This window comes from Modestobacter marinus, from assembly GCF_011758655.1.
Classification (GTDB): Bacteria; Actinomycetota; Actinomycetes; order Mycobacteriales; family Geodermatophilaceae; genus Modestobacter; species Modestobacter marinus.
The window spans coordinates 477,040-497,451 of sequence record NZ_JAAMPA010000003.1 but is presented as its reverse complement, the minus strand read 5'-3'; the positions used below and the strand labels follow the sequence as shown (position 1 = coordinate 497,451).

The following is a 20,412-nucleotide window of genomic DNA, read 5'->3' as shown; positions in this document are numbered from 1 at the left end:
TCAGCTCCGGTGGGTGGCGCGAGCGCGCACCAGGTCGGCGAACCGGGCCGCGAAGGGCGCCCAGACCTCGGCGAGGTCGGGGTGCACGGCGGTCGCGCGGGCGCAGATCGTCTCGACGTCCAGGCCGCTGCCGGCCACCCCGACCGCGTCGCCCTCGGCCCACTGCCGCACCAGCGCCGGGTCGGTCTCGATGTGGAACTGCAGGCCGTAGACGTGCTCGCCGACTCGGAAGGCCTGGTTCGGGTACCGCGGGTTGCTGGCCAGCAGGGTCGCGCCGGCCGGCAGCCGGTCGACCTCGTCGTGGTGCCACTCGAGCACGTCCGGCGACAGCGGCAGCGGCCCGAACAGCGGGTCGGCGTCGGCGGCGTCCCGCTTGGCGACCAGCGTCGCCCCCACCTCCGGGCCGTCGGCGCCCACCCGGGTGCTGCCGCCGCCGACCTGGGCCAGCAGCTGGGCGCCCAGGCAGATGGCCAGGGTCGGCACGTCGGCCGCCACCGCCTGGCCCAGCAGGTGCCGGACCTCGACCAGCTCCGGGGAGACCTCCTCGGCGTCCAGCGAGGACTGCGGCCCGCCGAGCACGAGCAGCCCGTCGACGCCGGTCAGGTCGGCCGGCAGCGCCTCCCCGCGGGACAGCCGCCGCTCGTCGAGCTCCAGCCCGGCGTCGGTCAGCCACTCCCCCAGCCGGGTCGGCGGGTCGGTGTCGGAGGGGACGACGACGAGCAGGCGGGCCATGCCGAGAGGCTAGTTCCCCGCCCTCCTGGGACAGAAATGGCCATTTCTGTCCCAGGAGGGACGCCTACAGGCCGGGGAGGTAGCGCTTCAGCTCGAAGGGGGTCACGTTCTGCCGGTAGGAGTTGAACTCCTCCCACTTGTTGCGCAGGAAGAAGTCGAAGACGTGCTCACCGAGGGTCTCGGCGACCAGCTCGCTGCCCTGCATGGCGGTGAGCGCCTCGCCGAGGGAGACCGGCAGGTCCTCGTACCCGGCCGCCCGCCGCTCGGTGTCGGTCAGCGACCACACGTCGTCCTCGGCCTCCGGCGGCAGCTCGTAGCCCTTCTCGATGCCGCGCAGGCCGGCGGCCAGCAGCACCGCGAAGGTCAGGTACGGGTTGCACGCCGAGTCCGGCGAGCGGACCTCGACCCGGGCGGAGTTGCCCTTGTTGGGCTTGTAGGAGGGCAGCCGCACCAGCGCCGACCGGTTGGCCCGGCCCCAGGTGGCCGCGGTGGGCGCCTCGGTGCCGGCCAGCAGCCGGCGGTAGGAGTTGACCGTCTGGTTGGTGACCGCGGTCATCTCCCGGGCGTGGGTGAGCAGCCCGGCGATGAACTGCTTGCCGGTCGTCGACAGCCGCATCGGGTCGGCCGGGTCGGAGAAGGCGTTGCGGTCGCCCTCGAACAGCGACAGGTGGGTGTGCATCGCCGAGCCGGCCAGCTCGGTGAAGGGCTTGGGCATGAACGTGGCGTGCACGCCCTGGGCCAGCGCCACCTCACGGACGACGTGGCGCAGCGTCATGATGTTGTCGGCCATGGACAGCGCGTCGGCGTACCGCAGGTCGATCTCCTGCTGGCCGGGGGCGACCTCGTGGTGGCTGAACTCCACCGAGATGCCCATCGCCTCCAGCGCGAAGACCGCCTCCCGGCGGAAGTCGTGCGCCACGTTGTGCGTGGAGAGGTCGAAGTAGCCGCCGACGTCGGCCGGCTCCGGGGGCGTGCCGTCGCTGGGCAGGTCCTTGAGCAGGAAGAACTCGATCTCGGGGTGGGTGTAGAAGGTGAAGCCCATGTCGGCGGCCTTGCTCAGCGCCCGCCGCAGCACGTGCCGCGGGTCGGCCCAGGCCGGTGAGCCGTCGGGCAGCGTGATGTCGCAGAACATCCGCGCGGTCTCGCTGGCCTGCCCGCGCGAGCCCGGCATGACCTGGAAGGTGGCCGGGTCGGGCTTGGCGAGCATGTCGGACTCGTAGACCCGGGCGAAGCCCTCGATCGCCGAGCCGTCGAAGCCGATGCCCTCCGCGAACGCGGCCTCGATCTCGGCCGGGGCCACCGCGACGGCCTTGAGGTAGCCGGAGACGTCGGTGAACCACAGCCGCACGAAGCGGATGTCGCGCTCCTCCAGGGTGCGCAGGACGAACTCCTGCTGGCGGTCCATGCTCGCCATGCTCCACTCCAGTCGTGACGGCGGTGTTACGTGGGCCCCAGCCTGCCCCCTCGGAGGGGCCGGGCGGAACAGGCGCCCCGGACCACCCGCCCGCGACCGGCGGTGTGGCGTGACCCACAGTCGTCCGCGGCGTCCCCACCTGGTCGCGTGCGCGGGGCGGCGACCACACTCAGCGGTGTGAGTGATCAGCAGCGGACGGCGGAGTCGGTGCGGCAACTGCGGGTGGCCCTCGCCCAGGTGGACACCCGGGTCGGCGACCTCGCGGGCAACGCGGAGCTGGTCCTGGACTGGACCCGGCGGGCCGCCGGACGCGACGCCCACCTCGTCGTCTTCCCGGAGATGACGCTGACCGGGTACCCGGCCGAGGACCTGGTGCTCCGGGAGTCCTTCGCCCGGGCGAGCGAGCAGGCCCTGGTCGAGCTGGCGGGCACGCTGGCCGAGCAGGGGCTGGGCGGCACCGCCGTCGTCGTCGGCTACCTGGCGCACACCGAGGGGGCCGGCCCGGCGCCGGTCGACCAGCTCCCCACCGACGCCGACGACGTCCCCGGCGACGCCAACCCCCGCCGCGGGGCACCGCGCAACGCTGCGGCCCTGCTGCACGGCGGTGCCGTGGTCGCGCGCTACTACAAGCGCCACCTGCCCAACTACGGGGTGTTCGACGAGGCCCGGTACTTCGTGCCCGGTACCGAGCTGCCGGTCGTCCGGCTGCACGGGGTCGACGTGGCGCTCACCGTCTGCGAGGACCTCTGGGTCGAGGGGGGCCCGTGCGGGGTGGCCGGGCAGGCCGGGGTCGACCTCGTCGTCTCCCCCAACGCCTCGCCCTACGAGCGCGCAAAGGACGACCTGCGGCTGCCGCTGGTGCAGCGGCGCGCCGCGGAGGCGGGCGCCCCGATCGTCTACTGCAACCAGGTGGGCGGGCAGGACGAGCTGGTCTTCGACGGCGACTCGCTCGCCGTCTCCGCCGCCGGCGAGCTGCTCGCCCGCGCCCCGCAGTTCGTCGAGCACCTGCTCACCGTCGACCTCGCGGTCGACCCGGCGGCCGTGCCGGCGCGACGGGACGGGCGGATCGGCCCGATGACCGTCACCCGGCACCTGGTGTCGGAGGAGCCGGTGCCCGGCTGGCCGGCCCGGCCGGGGACGGTCGCCGAGCCGCTGAGCGACTGCGAGGAGGTCTGGCGCGCCCTGGTGCTGGGGCTGCGCGACTTCATCGACAAGAACGGCATGCCCTCGGTGGTGCTCGGCATGTCCGGGGGCATCGACTCCGCGCTCGTGGCCGCCCTCGCCGTCGACGCGCTCGGCGCCGACCGGGTGGTCGGCGTCGGGCTGCCCTCGCGGTGGTCCAGCGAGCACTCGCTGGCCGACGCCGCGGACTCCGCGCAGCGGCTCGGGATGCACTACTCCGTCGTCCCGATCGCCCCGGTGGTGACCGCGTTCGAGGCGGCGGTGGAGCTGTCCGGGGTGGCCGCGGAGAACCTGCAGGCGCGGGTGCGCGGCACGCTGCTGATGGGGCTGTCCAACCAGCACGGCCACCTGCTGCTGGCCACCAGCAACAAGAGCGAGGTCGCCGTCGGCTACTCCACGCTCTACGGCGACGCCGCCGGTGGGTTCGCCCCGATCAAGGACGTGCCCAAGACCCTCGTCTGGGACCTCGCCCGGTGGCGCAACGCGTACGCCCGGGACCGTGGCGAGACCGAGCCGATCCCGCAGAACTCGATCGACAAGCCGCCGTCGGCCGAGCTCGCCCCGGGCCAGCAGGACACTGACTCGCTGCCCTCCTACGAGGAGCTGGACGCCGTCATCGCCGACTACGTCGACCGTGACCTGGGGCTGGCCGAGCTGCTCGAGCGCGGCCACGACCCGGAGGTGGTGGCCCGGGTGCTGCGGCTGGTGGACATGGCGGAGTTCAAGCGCCGCCAGTCCGCGCCCGGCACCAAGATCTCGTTGAAGGCGTTCGGCCGGGACCGCCGGCTGCCGATCACCAACCGCTGGCGGGAGACCCTGCCCAGCGTCCGCGAAGGAGCAGGCGCATGACCGAGTCGGTCCTCTACGGCGGCACGTCCACCGCCCGGGTGCGGGTGCACCACCTCCAGCAGGCCAAGGAGCGCGGCGAGAGGTGGGCGATGCTCACCGCCTACGACACCTACGCGGCCGCGGTCTTCGAGGAGGCCGGCATCCCGGTGCTGCTGGTCGGTGACTCCGCCGGCAACGTCGTCCTCGGGCACACCTCGACGGTGCCGGTGACGGTCGAGGACCTGCTGCTGATGACGAAGGCGGTCACCCGGTCCACCAAGCGCTCGCTCATCGTCGCCGACCTGCCGTTCGGCAGCTACGAGTCCGGCCCGCAGCAGGCCTTCGACACCGCGGTGCGGATGATGAAGGAGGGCGGCGCCCAGGCGGTCAAGCTCGAGGGCGGTGTCCGGGTCGCACCGCAGATCCGGCTGCTCACCGAGGCCGGCATCCCGGTGATGGCGCACATCGGGTTCACCCCGCAGAGCGAGCACGCGCTGGGCGGCTACCGGGTGCAGGGCCGGGGCGCGGGGGCCGAGCAGCTGCTCGCCGACGCGCACGCCGTGCAGGACGCCGGGGCGTTCGCCGTCGTCATGGAGATGGTGCCGGCCGAGATCGCCGGGCAGGTCACCAAGGAGCTCACCATCCCGACGATCGGGATCGGCGCCGGGCCCGACTGCGACGCCCAGGTGCTGGTCTGGCCGGACATGGCCGGGATGACGTCGGGGCGGGTGCCGAAGTTCGTGAAGAAGTACGCCGACCTGCGCGGCGAGCTGCTCCGCGCCGCCCAGGAGTACGCCACCGAGGTCCGCGAGGGCGCCTTCCCCACGACCGACCACAGCTTCGAGTAGCGGTGATGTGCAGCGAGGGCGTGTTCCCGGCCGGGAACACGCCCTCGCTGCACATCGGGCCCCGCGCAGGGCGGGGTCCGGGCTCAGACGTCGGTGATGCGGACGCCGGCGTGGGCCTTGTACCGGCGGTTGACCGACACCAGGTTGATCGTCAGCGCCTCGACCTGCCGGGCGTTGCGCAGCCGGCCGGCGTAGACCCCGCGCATCCCGGGCAGCCGCCCGGCGAGGGCCTGCACCAGGTCGGTGGCCTCCCGGACGTCGCCGACCACCATCACGTCGCCCTCGAGCGTCGGCTGGGAGAGGTCCTCCAGCGTCACGGCCGAGAGGTGGTGGAACGCGCCGACGACGGAGCTGTCCGGCAGCAGGGCGGCGGCCTGCTGGCACACGCTGCCCTCGGCCACGTCCAGCACGTAGGCGCCGAGCTCGTCCCAGCCCATCGGGACGACGCAGTCGACGACGACCTTCCCGGCCAGCGGGGTCGCCAGCTCGGCGAGGGTGTCGGCGTGCCCGGCGTACGGCACGGCGACGATGACCAGGTCCGCGGCCCCCGCGACGTCGGCGTTGGAGCCACCCCGGACCGACACCCCGACCCCGCCGGCGGCCGCATCGGCCCGGGTGGCCACCTCGCCGGCGACCTCCTCGGCGCGCTCGGCGTCGCGGGAACCCAGCAGCACCCGCTGCCCGGCCGCGGCCAACCGCACCGCCAGACCCCGCCCCTGCGGCCCGGTGCCACCGAGCACGCCGACGACGAGGTCCTCCATCGCGCGTCCGTCCGTCACGAGTCCTCCTGGTCCTCCGGGCGCCCTCGCAGCCGCCCCCTGCCGACGATCATGCCCCGCGCGGCCGGGGCCGGCCGCGCGGGTCGGCTCAGTTGCGGCCCTCGTCCCAGGCGCGGTCGGCGGCGTCGGCCGCCTCGTTGCGCTCGGCGACCTTCTCCAGCGCGTCCTCGGCCTCGGCCCGGGTCTCGTACGGGCCCAGGCGGTGCCGCTCGGCACAGCCGTCCCGCGTCTCGACGGCGTGGTGCTTCAGGCAGTAGAACCACGGTCCCTGCGCCATCGTGAGCTCCTCTCGTCCTGTCCGGCTCGGATGCCCAGCCTCGCATCCGTGCGGCGTCCGCGCCCCGGGGCGACCGTTGCAGGAGACAACAGGACCGGTTCCGGAAATGGCGGGGTCCACCCGGTTCTGCTGAGCGCTCTCCTGCGGCATGCTCCTGCCCATGGCGGGGGCCCACATGCCCGATGCGCGCCGCGGCCGGGAGTCCACCCGCCCGGCGCGAGACCCGCTGCGGCCCGGACGGGCTCCGGAGAACGCCCTTGCCGCCTGGGCCCTGGCGGCCCTGCTCGGGGTGGGCGCGGTGCTCGGCTCGATCAACCTCTTCGTCGACGGTGCGGTGCGGCAGGGCGCCAGCCGCCCCCTCCACGCCGTCACGCTGGCCGCCTGCCTGGCGATCGCCGGCTGGCTCGTGGTGCGCCGGCGCGCCGGTGAGGCGGCGACCGTGGCCCTGGTGCTGTTCGGGGACCTGGTCTACGTGGTGTTCGCCTGGGCGTCCGGCGACCCGTTGCGCTACGCGCCCCCCTTGATGCTGCTGTTCACCTGCTTCGTCGCCGCCTGGTTCCTGGGCGTCCGGGCGCTCGCGGTGCACATGGTCGCGGTGGTCGTCGCCTGCTGGCTCGCCCTGGCCGACAGCTACCCGGGCACCGCGGCGCTGCTGGTCGCCGTCGTGGCGAGCGCCGGGATGCTCGACGTCGCGACCGTCGGGGTGTTCGTGCTGCGCCGGCGGGTGCAGCGGCTGCTGACGGCCACCCAGGCGCTGTCCTCCACCGACCCGCTGACCGGCCTGGCGAACCGCCGGTCCCTGGTCGACCAGGCGCCGCGGATCTGGCGGCAGGCCCGCCGCGACGGGCAGCGGGTGGCGGCGCTGGTGCTGGACCTGGACCACTTCAAGCGGCTCAACGACACCTACGGGCACGCGGTCGGGGACGCCGTGCTGCGCGAGGTGTCCCGCGCGCTGGCCGCCAGCGTGCGCCCGGCCGACGTGCTGGCCCGCACCGGCGGGGAGGAGCTCGTCGTCCTGGGGCTGGTCTCCGACCCCGACGAGGCCTGGCGGCTCGCGCAGCGTCTCCGGCTCGCCGTCGTGGACAGCTCCTGCGGGCAGCAGCACGCGGTGACCGCTTCGATCGGGGTCGCGCTGGCCGGTCCGGTCGACGGCGAGGACCCCACCGACGCGCTGTGGCAGCTCGTCGACCGGGCCGACGCCGCCATGTACGAGGCGAAGGAGGGCGGCCGCGACCGGGTGGTCGTCGCCGGCAGCCTCATCGTCCCCCGCTCCCGGGTGGCCGGCGGCGCGCGGCGCGGTCAGCGCGGCGGTGGGATCGCCTGACCCCCGGCCCGGCCACCCCCCAGGCGGTCCGGACGGCGGTCTGCTTTCCTGCCTGCATGATCACGACCGCCGACCGCCGCGTCCCGGACCCCACCCGCATGGTGCCCCTGCCGCTGCGCGAACAGGCCGACGTGCGGGACCGCTGGCTGACCCAGCGCCTGCTCGACGTGCTGCCCGGGCTGATGGACCGGGCGCGGATCGACCTGTGGGTGGTCATCGGCCGGGAGTACAACGAGGACCCGGTGCTCCCCACGATGCTGCCGGCGACCTGGCTGTCGGCTCGCCGGCGGACGATCCTGCTGTTCCACCGCAGCGACGACGGCGTCACGGCCGCGGCCGTCTCCCGCTACCCGGTCGGCCAGTTCCTCAGCTCCTGGGACGCCGACGAGCAGCCCGGGCTGACCGCCGAGGAGTCGCAGTGGGCCGCCGTCCGCCGGTTCGTGGACCAGGCGGCGCCGCGCACGATCGGCGTGGACGTCTCGGCCACCTTCGCCCACGCCGACGGCCTCGCGCACACCGAGCACGAGCTGCTGGTGCGTGCGCTGGGCCCGCACGCGGAGAAGCTGGTCTCGGCCGAGGAGCTCGCCGTCGGCTGGCTGGAGACCCGGCTGCCGGAGGAGATCGCCGCCCTGCACGCGATGAACCGCCTGGTGCACGAGGTCATCGACGAGGCCTTCTCCCCCGCCGTCATCACCGTCGGCGAGACCACCGCGCTGGACGTGGCCTGGTGGATCCGCCAGCGCTTCGCCGACCTCGGCGTCGACCCCTGGTTCCAGCCCACGGTGGGGCTGCAGCGCGCCGGCAGCCCGCTCGCCGACGAACGCGGCACCGTGCTGCCCGGCGTCCCCCACGACGCGGTGATCGAGCCCGGGGACCTGGTGCACTGCGACGTCGGGCTCTCCAGCCTGGGCCTGATGACCGACACCCAGCGCAACGCCTACGTGCTGCGTCCCGGGGAGAGCGCCGCCCCGGCCGGGCTGGTCGCCGCGCTGGCGGTCGGCAACCGGATGCAGGACCTGACGACCGCCGCGTTGCAGCCGGGCCGCACCGGCGACGAGGTGCTCGCCGCCGCCCGTGCCGCCGCAGCCGACGCGGGCATCGACGGCGACGTGTACTCCCACCCGGTCGGGGTGCACGGTCACGGGGCGGGCCCGGCCATCGGCATGTGGGACCAGCAGGACGGCGTCCCCGGCGCGGGCTCGGCGCCGGTGCACCCGGACACCGTCTACGCCCTGGAGCTGTGCGTGCGGGTGCCGGTCGCGGAGTGGGGCGGTCAGCTGGTGCGGATGGCCCTGGAGCAGGGCATCGCGCTCACGAGCGCCGGAGTGGGGTACCTGGACCGGCGGCAGACGGAGTTGATCCTGATCCCGTCGGCCTGAGGTCACCGACGGGCTGCCCGGCCAGCTCGTCGCGCAGCCGGCGCACCTCGTCGGTCAGGTCGGCCAGCTGGGCGCGCAGCGCGGCGTCGTCCGCCTCGTCCTGGGCCTGGGCGGCGTCGGCGACCCGGCCGACGAACCAGGAGGCGACCGCCGCGGTGACCACACCGAGCAGGGCGATGCCGCCGACCATCAGCAGCGCCGCCACCAGCCGCCCCTCGGCGGTGACCGGGTACTCGTCGCCGTAGCCGACGGTCGTGATCGTGGTCAGCCCCCACCACACGGCGTCGCCGTAGTCGGTGATGACGGCGTCGGGGGCGTCCCGCTCGGCGTCGTAGACGGCCAGGGACGCCATGAAGACGACGAGGGCGGAGATCGAGGTGACGTAGTAGGCGACCCGTCCGTGCAGCGAGACGGTGAGCCGGCGGTCGAGCACCCGGGCGACCCGGACCAGGCTGATGATCCGCAGCGGCCGCAGCAGCGGCAGGAGCACGGCCAGCCCGTCGAGCCAGTTCCGCCGGACGAACCGCCACCGGTGCTCGGCCAGCACCAGCCGGACGACGTAGTCGGCCAGGAACACCGGCCAGACCCCGACGGTCACCACCACCAGCACGGTCTGCACCCACCCGGGGAAGCCCGGTTGCAGCACCCGCCAGGCGTAGGCCACGACGAACAGCACGGCCACGACGACCAACGGCCACTGGCTGGCCCGCTCGTAGCGGACCCTGATCTCCTCCCGGTGCACCCGGTCAGTCTCGCTGGGTCACTTCTCCCGCGCCTCGGCGGTCTTCCGGTCGTTGGCCTTCTGGATCGCGTCGACCAGCTCGTCCTTGTCCATCGTCGACCGGCCCTCGACGTCCAGCTCCTTGGCGACGTCGTACAGGTGCGACTTGGACGCGTTGGCATCCACGCCGCCCTTGGTCTCCCGGTCGGTGTCCCGGCCACCCTCGGCCTGGGGGTCGCTCGGCCCCTTGTGGTCCTTGGGCTCCCAGTGGTCGCCCACCTTCTCGTGCGTGTGCTTCACCGCGCTCCAGGCCACCCGGTTGGCCCGCTGCTCGTCGTCGTAGGACTCGGCGGCGGAGTCGTGGGCCTTGGCGAAGGTCCGCTGCGCCTTCTCGTCCGAGCGCTGCAGGGTGCTGGGGATCTCGTCCTGCTCAGCGTCGCCGCTCTTCGTGGTCTTCGGCACGGCCGTTCTCCTCGGTCGTCGGGACGGTGGACGACACCGGGGTACCCGGTGGGGGGCCCGGTCAACACCGGGTCCCCCACCGGGCACGGTCTAGCGGGCGGACCGCACGCGGCCCCGCCCCCGGGTCACCGCACGCCCAGCCAGCGCGCCTTGGCGAGCGTCACGGCCAGCGCCCAGTAGGCGGGCTTGCGCGTGTAGTCCTCGAACATCACGTTGGCCGCGCCGGTGCCCTCGAAGAAGACCGGCACCCAGGAGTACTTGTCGTTGAACCCCCAGATGGTGAAGGAGTTGCAGTCCTCGACGCCGAGGCAGGCCTCCAGCGCCCACTGGTACCAGTCGGCCTGCTGGGCCAGCTGCTCAGCGGTCGGCCGGCCGTTCTCCCCGAGCGGCATGCGGACGTCGAGCTCGGTGATCGCCGTCTCCAGGCCGAGGTCGTCGAAGCGCTGCAGGTTCTCCTCGAGGGTCGAGGGGAAGGGGTACTCGAAGCTCAGGTGCGCCTGGGTGGCGAAGCCGTGCAGCGGCACGCCCTGGGCCAGGAGCTCCTGGGAGAGGGCGTAGTAGGCGTCGCTCTTGGCCCCGATGTCGTCGACCGCGTAGTCGTTGAGGAAGAGCTTCGCCTCCGGGTCGGCCTCGTGCGCCCAGCGGAAGGCGTCGGCGATGATGCCCGGGCCGAGCGCGCTGATCCAGATGTTCTCCGGGCGGAGGGTGGGGTTCGGCCCGTCGGTGAAGACCTCGTTGGCGACGTCCCACTGCTGGATCTTGCCGGCGTAGCGGCCGACCACGGTCTGGATGTGGTCCTTGAGGATCGCGCGCAGCTCCTCGGGGGTGAAGTCGCCCTCCGTCAGCCACTCCGGGTTCTGGCTGTGCCACAGCAGGGTGTGCCCGCGCACGACCTGGCCGTGGCGCTGGGCGAACTCGACGATCGCGTCCATGGCGGCGAAGTCGTACCGGTCCTGCTCCGGGTGGATGAACTCCCACTTCGCCTGGTTCTCCGGCGAGAGCGAGCTGAACTCACGCGCCAGGGCCTCGCGGTAGGGCTGGTCGTAGGTGAACGGGTCGGGGTAGTCCTGCTCGAGGTGGTGCCCGCCCCCGGCGACGGCGGTGCCGATCTCCAGGTCACGCGGCGCCACGTCACGCAGGCCGTAGCGGTCGAGGGCCTTGTGGACGCGCTGTTCCACGACGTGGTCGGGGACCCGACCACGCTCCCCGGCGGCTGCCGGGGCGAGGGTGGCGCCGAGGAGGACGGGCAGCATGCCCACCCCCACCGCGCCTCGGACGAACGTTCGGGACAGGGACCGCTGGGAGCGCATGGCGCAACCTCTCGTCGGCGTCATTGCCATGTGTCGGGAGTTTCCGGAAGTGCTGCGCGGCACACTACGAAGAGTCCCGTGCGGTGACAACCGGTCCCCGGCGTGTCTCTCCCGCACCCGGTCCGGGCAGGTGGCGACACCCCCGGGCCGTAGGGTGAGCCCTCCGACGAGGAGGAGGGTCCGTGTCCGAGACCGAGACGCGCACGGTCACCATCGCGGCCATCGCGGCCGAGGCGGGGGTCTCCGTCCCCACCGTCTCGCGCGTCCTCAACGGCCGCTCGGACGTCGCCCCGCACACCCGGGAACGGGTCGAGCGACTGCTGCGCGACCACGGGTACCGGCGGCGCGGCAGCCGGCCCACCACCACCGCCCGGCTGATCGACCTGGTCTTCAACGACCTCGACAGCCCGTGGGCGGTGGAGATCATCCGCGGCGTCGAGGACGCTGCCCACGCCGAGGGCGTGGGCACGGTCGTCACCGCGATCCACCGGCGGGCCAGCGACACCCGCTCGTGGCTGGACAACCTCGCCGGGCGCAACAGCGACGGCGCGATCCTGGTGACCAGCGACGTCGACCCGTCGCTGCACGCGGAGCTCCGCCGGCTGCACGTCCCGGCCGTGGTGATCGACCCGGCCGGGGTCCCGGAACTCGACGTGCCGACGATCGGTGCCACCAACTGGGCCGGTGGCCTCACCGCCACCGAGCACCTCATCGGCCTGGGCCACCGCCGGATCGGCCTGGTGGCCGGCACGCCGACCCTGCTCTGCAGCCGGGCCCGGCAGGACGGTCACCGCGCCGCGCTGGAGGCGGCCGGTCTCACCGTCGACCCCGCGCTCATGCGCGTCGGCGACTTCAGCCACGAGGCCGGTTTCCGTGCGGCCACGGAGCTGCTGCAGCTGCCCGAGCCCCCCACCGCCGTCGTCGCCGCGAACGACCAGATGGCCCTCGGGGCCTTCGAGGCGGTCCGTCGCGCGGGGCTGCGCGTCCCGGAGGACGTCAGCGTGGTCGGCTTCGACGACCTGCCCGTGGCCCAGTGGTCGTCACCGCCGCTGACCACCGTGCACCAGCCGCTGTCGGAGATGGGGTCGCTCGCCGCCCGCACCGTCCTGCGGTTGGTGCGGGGCGAGCACCTGGAGACGCCCCGGCTGGAGCTGTCGACCCGGCTCGTGGTCCGGGAGAGCACCGCCCCGCCCCGCGCCGGGGGCTGAGCGGCGCCCGCGCCAGGGCAGGTCGGGGTTCAGGTCAGGCCGGGCCTCAGGGCAGGTCTGCGGTCTCGGCGGACTGCCGGTGGCCGCCCTGGGCGTCGTCGGGGTCGGCGTGCACGGTGCGCTCCTCGGACTCGGCGAGGATGACCGCGGCCTGCACCTTCGGGTCCAGGCCCTCGTTCGTGGGGTCGGAGTCGCCCTCGACGGACTGCTCCTCGGGCAGCAGCTGGGCCCGGGTCTCGACGTTGCGCTCGGTGACGTTGGCGATCGCCTCGGGGGACGGGTCCTTCATGGAGGGCATGACGCTGCCCTACCCACGTCCCCCGAGCCGATGCCTCCCGCTCAGAAGCGCTGCTGCTCGGTGTGGATGCCGAGCGCCTCGGCGACCTCCTGCACGTTGGTGAACTCGGTGCCGGCCGGCAGCCGGCGCAGGTCGGCGAGCACGCGGTCGGTGGCGTTCGACTCCTGGGCCTTGGCGACCAGGGCCTCCTTGTCGGCCGGCCAGACCTCCTTGCCGAGCGCCTCGGCGATCGCGGCCCGGTGGTCGACGTCGGCCGGGTCGGTGCCGGGCGGGGTGCCGGGCTGGCGGGGGTCGGTCATGGGGTGCTCCTCCTGTTCGGTCGGCCGGGGTACGGCCGTGGCGCGGCGCTGGTGCAGCCGCGAGGTCAGCTGGGGGTGGAGGCGTCGGTGTACCGCAGGACGGCGGCCACCGGGATGTCCCCGGGCATCGCCGTCCGCGGGACGACGACGACCGCGGCGTCACTGCCGACGGCGGCGCGCAGCAGCGCCGGTCCGGCCGGGATGCGCTGGGCGTCGGAGACGCCGAGGGCCGACATGTCGTCCTCGCCCGTACCGAGCTGCAGCGGGTCGGTGCCGACCAGCAGCTCCTCGTCGTCCGGCTGGTCGGCGAGGACCAGGGTCTCCACCTGGGCCTTGCGCAGGGCCTCGACGACCAGCGCGGTGCCGGTGACGGCCAGCCCGTGGGCGGACGCCGCCTGCACCTGCTCGACCGCGCGGGCCTGCCCGTGCGCCTCGTGCTCGGCGACGAGCTCCTGCGCCCGGAGGTCGACCGGCGCACGGTCGGCACCGGCGGCGCGGCCGCCCTCCTCCATCGAGACGAGGACGTCGCCGAGCTCCTTGCTGGCCTTGTCGGCGATCAGCTGGCGGGCACGGACGTCACCGGCGACGAGCACGAACTGCGCGCCGCTCCCGGTGACGAGCTGGTGGAGGTGGTCGGCCACCTGGCCGGCGTTCTCCTCCCACTGGTTCTCCGCGGTGTGCATGTACGTGTTGTGCGCCCAGCCACCGACCTTCACCTTCCGCATGTGGAAGGTGTCGCCCTCGACGGTCTCCTCGTCGGTGGGGCGGCCGGGCACGGTGGCCACGGAGACGTCGGCACCGACCCGGTCGGCGACGACCACCACGTGCGGCACCCGGCCGGCGAGCTGGCGCAGCACGGGCAGCAGGTCCGGGTAGGGCGACCAGCGGGCGACCGGGTCGCGGGGGACGTCGGCCAGCGCCTCGTCCAGCACCACCGAACCGTCGGCGGCCACGACCAGGGCGCGGCCGCGCAGGGTGGCGATCTCACCGCCGTCGTTGGCCTGCAGCAGCTGGCTGCGCACCGACTCGACCACCCCCTCGGGTGCGCCGTCGGCGGCCAGCTGCTCGCAGATCGCGCGGACCCGCAGTTCGACCTCGGCGTCGGCGTTCTCGGTGGTGTGGGTGACGTCAGCGCAGACCGTGGCGTACGGGCCGGGCGCGCTGAACACCTGCTCCAGGAAGGTCACGTCCATGGGACGGGGGCTCCTTCGATGTCGTCGACGTGTGCGCACGGGGCCTGCTCTCGGCCCCGGAACGCTCGTCGTGGCGGCCTACCCACCGCTCCCGCCGTCTCACACCCGGTGTGTCAGCCCGTGCCGCCCGGGTAGGCGATCTGCCGACCCGATCCCACGACCGGAAGGAGCCGGGATGTCCGAGCGCGACAGCCTCCCGTTGCCCGACTACGACCACCTGCCCGTGGGGAGCCTGACCTCCCGCATCCGGACCCTGGACGCCGACGGCCTGCAGACCGTGCTGGCCTACGAGAAGTCGCACGCCGACCGGGTCCAGGTCGTCTCCGCGATGGAGCATCGGCTCCAGGAGCTGCGCTCCGGCAGCCAGCCCTCCGGCGGCGACCCGGCCGGGGCCCAGCCGGAGCAGGCGCCGGCGCCGTCCGCGGGGTCGCCGGTGTCCGAGGCGACCACCGGGCCGCCGGTCAACCCGCCGTCCCAGGGCGACCCGACGAACCCGGCCCAGCCCCGCTGAGCCCCCTCGCTCCGGGGGCCGGCCCGACCCGGCCCCCGGAGCGCCCCGGCGACCTCCGCCGGGAGGCGCACGACGGGCGCTCGGATCAGCTGGCGTCGGCGGCGGCGGGGCCCAGCAGCCGCTCGATGATCCGGCGGTCACCCGGCCAGGCCGCCAGCAGCACCTCACGGGGCACCCGGCGCGCGGCGTAGCGCAGAGCCAGCGCGACCACCACGACGTCGTCCAGCGGCCCGATGACCGGCAGGAACTCCGGGATCAGGTCGATCGGCGAGAGCACCCACAGCCCGGCCAGCAGCAGCGCCACCTTCGCCCGCCCGGGCACCGCCGGGTGCTGACGCAGCCGCCGGACGGCGGTGGCGCAGGCGGGGAGGAACCGGGCGAGTTCGCGGGCCGTGCCTGGCGGGAGCGTGCGGGCCAGCACCACCAGCACCGCCCAGCTGAGCAGGACGACGCCCACCGCGATGCCGAGCCAGGTCAGCCAGGTCGTCACCGGGGCAGTCTCCCAACCGCGCCGCCCGAACGGGTGAGAGGCGCCCGCTCGCCTTCACCGCGGCCGGCCCGCGCCCGATGTCCTTGCATGCCGGTTCCCTCCCGCCTCCTGCCCGGGGCGCCCCGCGGGCCGGTGTGCGTGGTCGCCGTCCTGGCCGGTGCGCAGGTCGCGCTGGCCCTCGCTCCGGGCAGCGGCCCGACCCGCGACCTCCTGGCCCTGGCCCTGGCCGTCGCCGTGCAGCTCGCCGTCGTGTCGCTGCTGCGCTGGCGCGCCCGCCGGGCGCCCGGCGAGCGCTCGCTCTGGCACCGGCTGGCCACCGCCATGGGCCTGCTGGGCGGCGGGGCCGTGGCGGCGGCGTTGCTGGTCGCCGCCCAGGCAGGAGCACCGCTCACCGTCGTCCCGGTCTCCGTGGCACACCTGGCCGCGTTCCCGCTGCTCTACGGCGGCATGGTGCTGTGGAACCGGGACAGCGCGAACGTGGCCGACCCCAGTGACACGGTGCTGGGCGTGGCGGCAGCCCTGGCCGTCGTCGCGGTGACCGACACCGCGCTGGTCCACCTGAGCTCCCCGTTCGCCAGCTCGCCGTGGTGGCAGCTGCAGCCGGTGATCATGCAGACGGCGGCCGGGCTGGTCCTGGTCGGCACCGCCGCGACGGTCCCGTTCATCTCCGGCATGCACCGGGACCCCCGGGCCTGGCTGCTGCTGACCGGGGTCACCGCGCACCTGGTCGCCGGCACGGCCATCGCGACCGGCGCCTCGTGGGGATGGGCGGTCACCGCCGTCGGCGCCCTGTTCGTCTGCGCAGCCGCCGTGGTGCGCCCGGTCGGCGTCCCGCGGACGAAGACGGACCCGGCGGCGACCACGATCGGCGCCTTCGTCGTCCTGCTCGCCTCGATCACGGTGCTGGTCACCGTGTCGGTGGGCACCCCGAGCCCCGTCGCCGCCTGGTTCGCCGGCGTCGCCGCGGCCGCCGCCAGCGTCCGGCTGCTGCTCAACGTGCGCGACCTCGCCCAGCTCACCGAGAGCCGGCGGCAGGCGCTGACCGACGAGCTGACCGGGCTGGCCAACCGCCGGGCGGTGCTGCGCCGGATCGAGGAGCTGGGTGCCGAGCCCCTCGTCCTCGGCGTCCTGGACCTCGACGCGTTCAAGGAGGTCAACGACGGCCTCGGCCACGCCGCCGGCGACGAGCTGCTGCGCCTGCTGGCCCAGCGGCTGCAGCCGCTGCTCGGCGCCGGTGACGTGCTGGGCCGGCTGGGCGGGGACGAGTTCGCCCTGGTGGCCCGGGTGCGGGCCGGCACCCGGCCGGCGGACCACGCCGCCCACCTCGGCCTCGCCCTGCAGGACCGGCTGGCCGCCCCCTTCGAGGTCAGCGGCCTCACCGTGCACGTCACCGGCAGCCTGGGCCTCACCTGGCACGCCGGTGCGCCGGCTGCCCCCGCCGGGCTGCTGCGCCAGGCCGACGCCGCCATGTACGACGCCAAGCGGTCCGGCCGCCGGGTCGAGCACTACGACGTCGACCGGCACGGCGACAGCAGCGGCCGGCTGGCCCTGGTGGAGGAGCTGCGGGCCGGCGTGCAGCGCGGCGAGCTGGTGCTGCACCACCAGCCGCAGGTCGACGTGGTCACCGGGCGGACGGTCGGCGTGGAGGCGCTGGTGCGCTGGGCTCACCCCACCCGCGGGCTGCTGCAGCCGGCGGACTTCCTGCCGCTGGCCGAGGTGCACGGGCTCATGGGCCCGCTGACCGACGAGGTGCTCACCCAGGCCGTCGCCCAGGCGGCGGCCTGGCACCGGTCCGGCCAGGGCCTGCGCGTCTCGGTGAACCTGTCGGCCAGCAACCTGCTCGACACCGGCCTGCCGCAGCGGGTGGCCGGCCTGCTGGCGGCCCACGACCTGCCGCCGTCCGCGCTGGTGCTCGAGGTGACCGAGACGGTGCTGCTCAGCGACCCCGACCGCAGCCTCGCCGTGGTCGCCGCCCTGGCCGCCCTCGGCACCACGGTCAGCATCGACGACTTCGGCACGGGGTACGCCTCGCTCACCTACCTGCACCAGCTGCCGGTGGGCGAGCTGAAGCTCGACCGCTCGTTCACCGCCGACCTGCTCACCGACGGCCGGGCCGGCGCGATCGTGGCCAGCACCATCCGGCTGGCCCACCAGCTCGGGCTGCGGGTCGTCGCCGAGGGCGTCGAGGACCCGGCCACCCTGCTGCACCTGCGCGCACTGGACTGCGACGAGACCCAGGGGTACCTGCACGCGCCGCCGCTGCCGGCCACCGAGCTGGAGGAGTGGCGGACCGTCCACGAGCGGCAGCGCACCGGCGCCCGGCACTGAGGCTCTCTTCGGCTCAACATCGACCCCGGTCCGCCGTTGAGGTAGGAGCAGCGTCGAGCCACGGGAGCCCGGCGGCGACGACCGGGGGGTGCGGGATGCGCGTGGCCACGAACACCAGCGCGATGGCCGCCCACCGGCACCTCGCCCGCACCGACGGGGCGCTGCACCGGTCGCTGGAACGGCTCTCCTCCGGGCACCGGGTGAACCGGGCGGCCGACGACGCCGCCGGGCTGGGCATCTCCGAGGGGCTCCGCGCCCAGATCGGCGGGATGGCGCGCGCGGTCCGGAACACGCAGGACGGCATCAGCCTGGTCCAGACCGCCGAGGGCGCGCTGGCCGAGACCACGGCGCTCCTGCAGCGGATGCGCGACCTCGCCGTGCAGGCCGCCAACGACGGTGGCCTCGACGCCCACGCCACGCGGGCCATCCAGGGCGAGGTCGACCAGCTGAAGGCGGAGCTGGACCGGATCGCCGGCACCACCACGTTCAACGGCCGCCGCCTCCTCGACGGCACCTACCGGGGCACCTTCCAGGTCGGCGCCGACGTCGGGGAGACCCTCACCGTCGTCATCGGGTCGGCGGCGGACGGCGTGGACGTCGCCGGTCTCGGGCTGTCCGGCGTCGACGTCAGCGACCCCAGCGGTGCCGCGCCGACCGCCACGGTGACGCCCGCGGTGTCCGACGCCGAGGGCACCCCGTCCGCGGGCCGGCTCGCCCTGGCCGGCGACTTCACCACCACGGGCAGCTACGCCGCCGGCTTCCGCGGCCTGAGCGGGACCATCTCCTACGCCGGCCGCACCTTCGACCTCGCCTCCGTGGACTACACCGGCGCCGTGACGGCGACCGACCACATCACCGCACTGAACCTGGCCGCCCGCCCGGCGCTGGGCACCGCCACGTACCCGTTCGTCGGGACGGGGTCCGCCCTGTACTTCACCGGGGACGTCCCGGCTCCCGCCTCGACCGCCGCGGACGCCGTCGCGCTGACCCCGGCCTACACCGCACGGACCGGGCCCGGTGGCGCCCTCCCGGTGATCGACGCGGCCCTCAGCCGGGTCTCCTCGCTGCGCGCGGACCTCGGTGCGGTGCAGAACCGGATGGAGCACACGATCGCCCGGCTGGGGGTGTCGATCGAGAACACCACGGCGGCGGAGTCCCGGATCCGGGACACCGACATGGCCGCGGAGATGACGGTGTTCGCGCGCAACCAGGTGCTGAGCCAGGCCGGGACGGCGATGCTCGCCCAGGCCAACCAGACCCCGCGGGCCGTCCTGGAGCTGCTCGGCTGAGGCACCGCCCGTCGCCACCGGGCGGGCCGGGTGGTGCGCATGGGGTCCGTGCGCGCCCTTGCGACGTCCGTCCGGCGACACGACCCGGGAACGCGCCGGGAACCCGTGGACGGTCTGCCTACCGTCCGTCCATGCGCGAGAACCGTCTCCCCCCGGTCCCCCAGCCCACCGCCCGTCGCCAGCAGCTGACGCTGATCGCCGCCGCCCGGGTGAGCGCCTGCCGGACGACGTCCAGCCAGCAGATCACCGACATCGTGCGGGTCACCGTGGACGACGAGGTCGACACCACCACTTTCCGCGCGATCGTGGCCGAGGTCGGCGGCACCGCCCAGCGCTGACCTGCCGGCGGAGGGCGACGGACGAGTCGACCTGTACGCCGGGTTCTGTCCCCGGGCGCCTCGCGGCGTCCCGATGGGCGGCCATCCATCTAGGCCTGCCGTTGCCGACAGGCTCGAGCGGTCCACCCGCAGGCTCGGGCGGGCAGCCCTCGAACGCCTGCGCAGGACGGCGGCGGACCGCCGTCCCTTTTCGACCTTGCTCCGGGTGGGGTTTACCGAGCCACACCGGTCACCCGGTGTGCGGTGGTCTCTTACACCGCCGTTTCACCCTTACCAGTGCGAGCACTGGCGGTCTGTTCTCTGTGGCACTGTCCCGCGGGTCACCCCGGGTCGCTGTTGACGACCACCCTGCCCTGTGGAGCCCGGACGTTCCTCGGCGGCGGGGTCTCCCCCACCGACGCGACCGCCCAGCCGACTCGTCCGTCGTGCCGGCAGCCTACCCCGGACGCCGGACCCGGCCGCTCAGCCCCAGTAGAGCCGGAAGCCGACCTGGCGCCCGCCGTCCTCGGTCAGGGTCGCCATGTCGACCTGTCGACGAGCCTGCTCCTCGACAGGGTCGTCGGACAGGGCCTCGAGGTAGCGGCGGTGCTCGACCAGCGAGGCGACGGCGGTCTCCACGCCGGCGCTGACGTCGACCACGTGCGGCGGCGGGTATCCGACCGCGTGGACGGCGACGTACTGCACGCCCGACCACGGCGTCTCGGTCAGGTCGGGGAAGATCCACTCGTTGCCCGCATCGGCCACCGCGTCCAGCAGCGACCGGGTCAGCGCCCGGTGGTCCGCGGAGTTCAGCGCGCCGGGAGTGACCTCCGGCGGGGTCCAGGTGTCCCCGCCGTGCATGACCACGACCAGGTCGGGCCGGTGCCGGCGCAGCGCCCCGGCCAGGTCGCGGCGCAGCTGCAGGTCGGCGACGAGCACGCCGTCGGAGTGGTCGAGGAACTCCACCTCCGAGACGCCGACGACGGCGGCCGAGCGGCGCTCCTCCTCCTCGCGCAGCGGGCCGGCCTCGGCCGGGGACAACCCGGCGATGCCCGCCTCGCCGCGGGTGGCCAGCAGGTAGTGCACCTCCTTGCCCGCCGCCGTCCACACCGCGACGGCGGCCGCGGGGCCGTACTCGATGTCGTCGGGGTGCGCGGCGACGACGAGCGCGCGCTGCCAGTCGTCGGGGAACGGGGCGGGAGCGGTGGCCATGCCCGGAGTCT

General features: G+C 74.5%; 21 protein-coding genes and 1 other RNA gene. 9 read left to right on the top strand and 13 right to left on the bottom strand.

The features are described 5' to 3' along the window. The gene (locus tag FB380_RS23350) at positions 1-732 is read right to left on the bottom strand and encodes a type 1 glutamine amidotransferase (RefSeq protein ID WP_166757706.1); all 732 of its coding nucleotides are present in this window, start codon (positions 730-732) and stop codon (positions 1-3) included. Between the two features lie 64 nt (positions 733-796). Continuing rightward, a complete protein-coding gene (locus FB380_RS23345; protein WP_229682203.1) occupies positions 797-2,146 on the bottom strand; it encodes a glutamine synthetase family protein in 1,350 nt (449 codons plus the stop codon). Positions 2,147-2,323: 177 nt separating this feature from the next. Here FB380_RS23345 and FB380_RS23340 point away from each other — a divergent pair, with 177 nt between their 5' ends. Together FB380_RS23340 and panB are read left to right on the top strand one after the other, a co-directional pair. Continuing rightward, positions 2,324-4,177 carry an NAD+ synthase gene (locus FB380_RS23340; RefSeq protein WP_229682204.1) on the top strand — a complete coding sequence of 618 codons (1,854 nt, stop codon included), beginning with the start codon at positions 2,324-2,326 and terminating at the stop codon, positions 4,175-4,177. Further along, positions 4,174-5,004, top strand: coding sequence for a 3-methyl-2-oxobutanoate hydroxymethyltransferase (gene panB, locus FB380_RS23335; protein WP_166757705.1), 831 nt, complete (start codon positions 4,174-4,176; stop codon positions 5,002-5,004). Before FB380_RS23340 ends, panB begins: the two co-directional genes overlap by 4 nt. An 83-nt stretch (positions 5,005-5,087) precedes the next feature. Here panB and npdG read toward each other — a convergent pair whose 3' ends face one another. Both npdG and FB380_RS23325 read right to left on the bottom strand, forming a co-directional pair. Further along, positions 5,088-5,783: an NADPH-dependent F420 reductase gene (npdG, locus tag FB380_RS23330; RefSeq protein ID WP_166757704.1), complete on the bottom strand. Its 696-nt coding sequence runs from the start codon at positions 5,781-5,783 to the stop codon at positions 5,088-5,090. Between the two features lie 88 nt (positions 5,784-5,871). Further along, on the bottom strand, positions 5,872-6,060 hold the full coding sequence (locus FB380_RS23325; protein ID WP_166757703.1) for a hypothetical protein: 189 nt from the start codon (positions 6,058-6,060) through the stop codon (positions 5,872-5,874). A 160-nt stretch (positions 6,061-6,220) separates the two neighbouring features. Here FB380_RS23325 and FB380_RS23320 point away from each other — a divergent pair, with 160 nt between their 5' ends. Beyond that, entirely contained in the window at positions 6,221-7,384 is a 1,164-nt protein-coding gene (locus tag FB380_RS23320; protein ID WP_229682205.1) for a GGDEF domain-containing protein, read from the top strand. A gap of 56 nt (positions 7,385-7,440) precedes the next feature. Continuing rightward, entirely contained in the window at positions 7,441-8,763 is a 1,323-nt protein-coding gene (locus FB380_RS23315; protein ID WP_188959636.1) for a M24 family metallopeptidase, read from the top strand. Here FB380_RS23315 and FB380_RS23310 read toward each other — a convergent pair. From FB380_RS23310 to FB380_RS23300, 3 genes are all read right to left on the bottom strand, one after another. Continuing rightward, on the bottom strand, positions 8,696-9,505 hold the full coding sequence (locus tag FB380_RS23310; protein ID WP_166757702.1) for a potassium channel family protein: 810 nt from the start codon (positions 9,503-9,505) through the stop codon (positions 8,696-8,698). The genes FB380_RS23315 and FB380_RS23310 overlap by 68 nt on opposite strands. Before the next feature lie 18 nt (positions 9,506-9,523). Then, the gene (locus FB380_RS23305) at positions 9,524-9,946 is read right to left on the bottom strand and encodes a ChaB family protein (RefSeq protein WP_166757701.1); all 423 of its coding nucleotides are present in this window, start codon (positions 9,944-9,946) and stop codon (positions 9,524-9,526) included. Between the two features lie 125 nt (positions 9,947-10,071). Beyond that, positions 10,072-11,199, bottom strand: a complete 1,128-nt coding sequence (locus FB380_RS23300) for an endo-1,4-beta-xylanase (protein WP_166757700.1) — start codon at positions 11,197-11,199, stop codon at positions 10,072-10,074. Positions 11,200-11,438: 239 nt separating this feature from the next. Between FB380_RS23300 and FB380_RS23295 the strand changes: the two genes are divergently transcribed. Beyond that, positions 11,439-12,464, top strand: coding sequence for a LacI family DNA-binding transcriptional regulator (locus FB380_RS23295; RefSeq protein WP_166757699.1), 1,026 nt, complete (start codon positions 11,439-11,441; stop codon positions 12,462-12,464). A 46-nt stretch (positions 12,465-12,510) separates the two neighbouring features. Here FB380_RS23295 and FB380_RS23290 read toward each other — a convergent pair whose 3' ends face one another. The 3 genes from FB380_RS23290 to FB380_RS23280 all read right to left on the bottom strand — a co-directional run bounded on the left by FB380_RS23290 (position 12,511) and on the right by FB380_RS23280 (position 14,254). Next, positions 12,511-12,762 (bottom strand): hypothetical protein, encoded by a 252-nt coding sequence (locus tag FB380_RS23290; protein ID WP_166757698.1) that lies wholly within the window; start codon positions 12,760-12,762, stop codon positions 12,511-12,513. Between the two features lie 41 nt (positions 12,763-12,803). After that, positions 12,804-13,061, bottom strand: a complete 258-nt coding sequence (locus FB380_RS23285) for a DUF2795 domain-containing protein (protein WP_166757697.1) — start codon at positions 13,059-13,061, stop codon at positions 12,804-12,806. 65 nt (positions 13,062-13,126) lie between these two features. Beyond that, positions 13,127-14,254, bottom strand: a complete 1,128-nt coding sequence (locus FB380_RS23280; RefSeq protein WP_166757696.1) for a baeRF2 domain-containing protein — start codon at positions 14,252-14,254, stop codon at positions 13,127-13,129. Positions 14,255-14,429: 175 nt separating this feature from the next. On the opposite strand from FB380_RS23280, the gene FB380_RS23275 reads away from it, so the two are divergent. Further along, entirely contained in the window at positions 14,430-14,765 is a 336-nt protein-coding gene (locus tag FB380_RS23275) for a DUF8129 domain-containing protein (RefSeq protein ID WP_166757695.1), read from the top strand. A gap of 85 nt (positions 14,766-14,850) precedes the next feature. Here the strand turns inward: FB380_RS23275 and FB380_RS23270 are convergent, their stop codons facing one another. Beyond that, positions 14,851-15,255 (bottom strand): YkvA family protein, encoded by a 405-nt coding sequence (locus tag FB380_RS23270; RefSeq protein ID WP_166757694.1) that lies wholly within the window; start codon positions 15,253-15,255, stop codon positions 14,851-14,853. A gap of 87 nt (positions 15,256-15,342) precedes the next feature. Between FB380_RS23270 and FB380_RS23265 the strand changes: the two genes are divergently transcribed. From FB380_RS23265 to FB380_RS23255, 3 genes are all read left to right on the top strand, one after another. After that, positions 15,343-17,583 (top strand): putative bifunctional diguanylate cyclase/phosphodiesterase, encoded by a 2,241-nt coding sequence (locus FB380_RS23265; RefSeq protein ID WP_166757693.1) that lies wholly within the window; start codon positions 15,343-15,345, stop codon positions 17,581-17,583. 101 nt (positions 17,584-17,684) lie between these two features. Next, positions 17,685-18,872 (top strand): flagellin N-terminal helical domain-containing protein, encoded by a 1,188-nt coding sequence (locus FB380_RS25705; RefSeq protein ID WP_308423047.1) that lies wholly within the window; start codon positions 17,685-17,687, stop codon positions 18,870-18,872. A 131-nt stretch (positions 18,873-19,003) separates the two neighbouring features. After that, a complete protein-coding gene (locus tag FB380_RS23255) occupies positions 19,004-19,210 on the top strand; it encodes a hypothetical protein (protein ID WP_166757691.1) in 207 nt (68 codons plus the stop codon). An 18-nt stretch (positions 19,211-19,228) separates the two neighbouring features. On the opposite strand, the gene rnpB is transcribed toward FB380_RS23255, so the two are convergent. Beyond that, positions 19,229-19,629, bottom strand: an RNA gene (gene rnpB, locus FB380_RS23250) — RNase P RNA component class A. Between the two features lie 43 nt (positions 19,630-19,672). After that, complete coding sequence (locus tag FB380_RS23245) at positions 19,673-20,401, bottom strand: PIG-L deacetylase family protein (RefSeq protein WP_166757690.1); 729 nt, start codon at positions 20,399-20,401, stop codon at positions 19,673-19,675. Positions 20,402-20,412 lie beyond the last annotated feature (11 nt).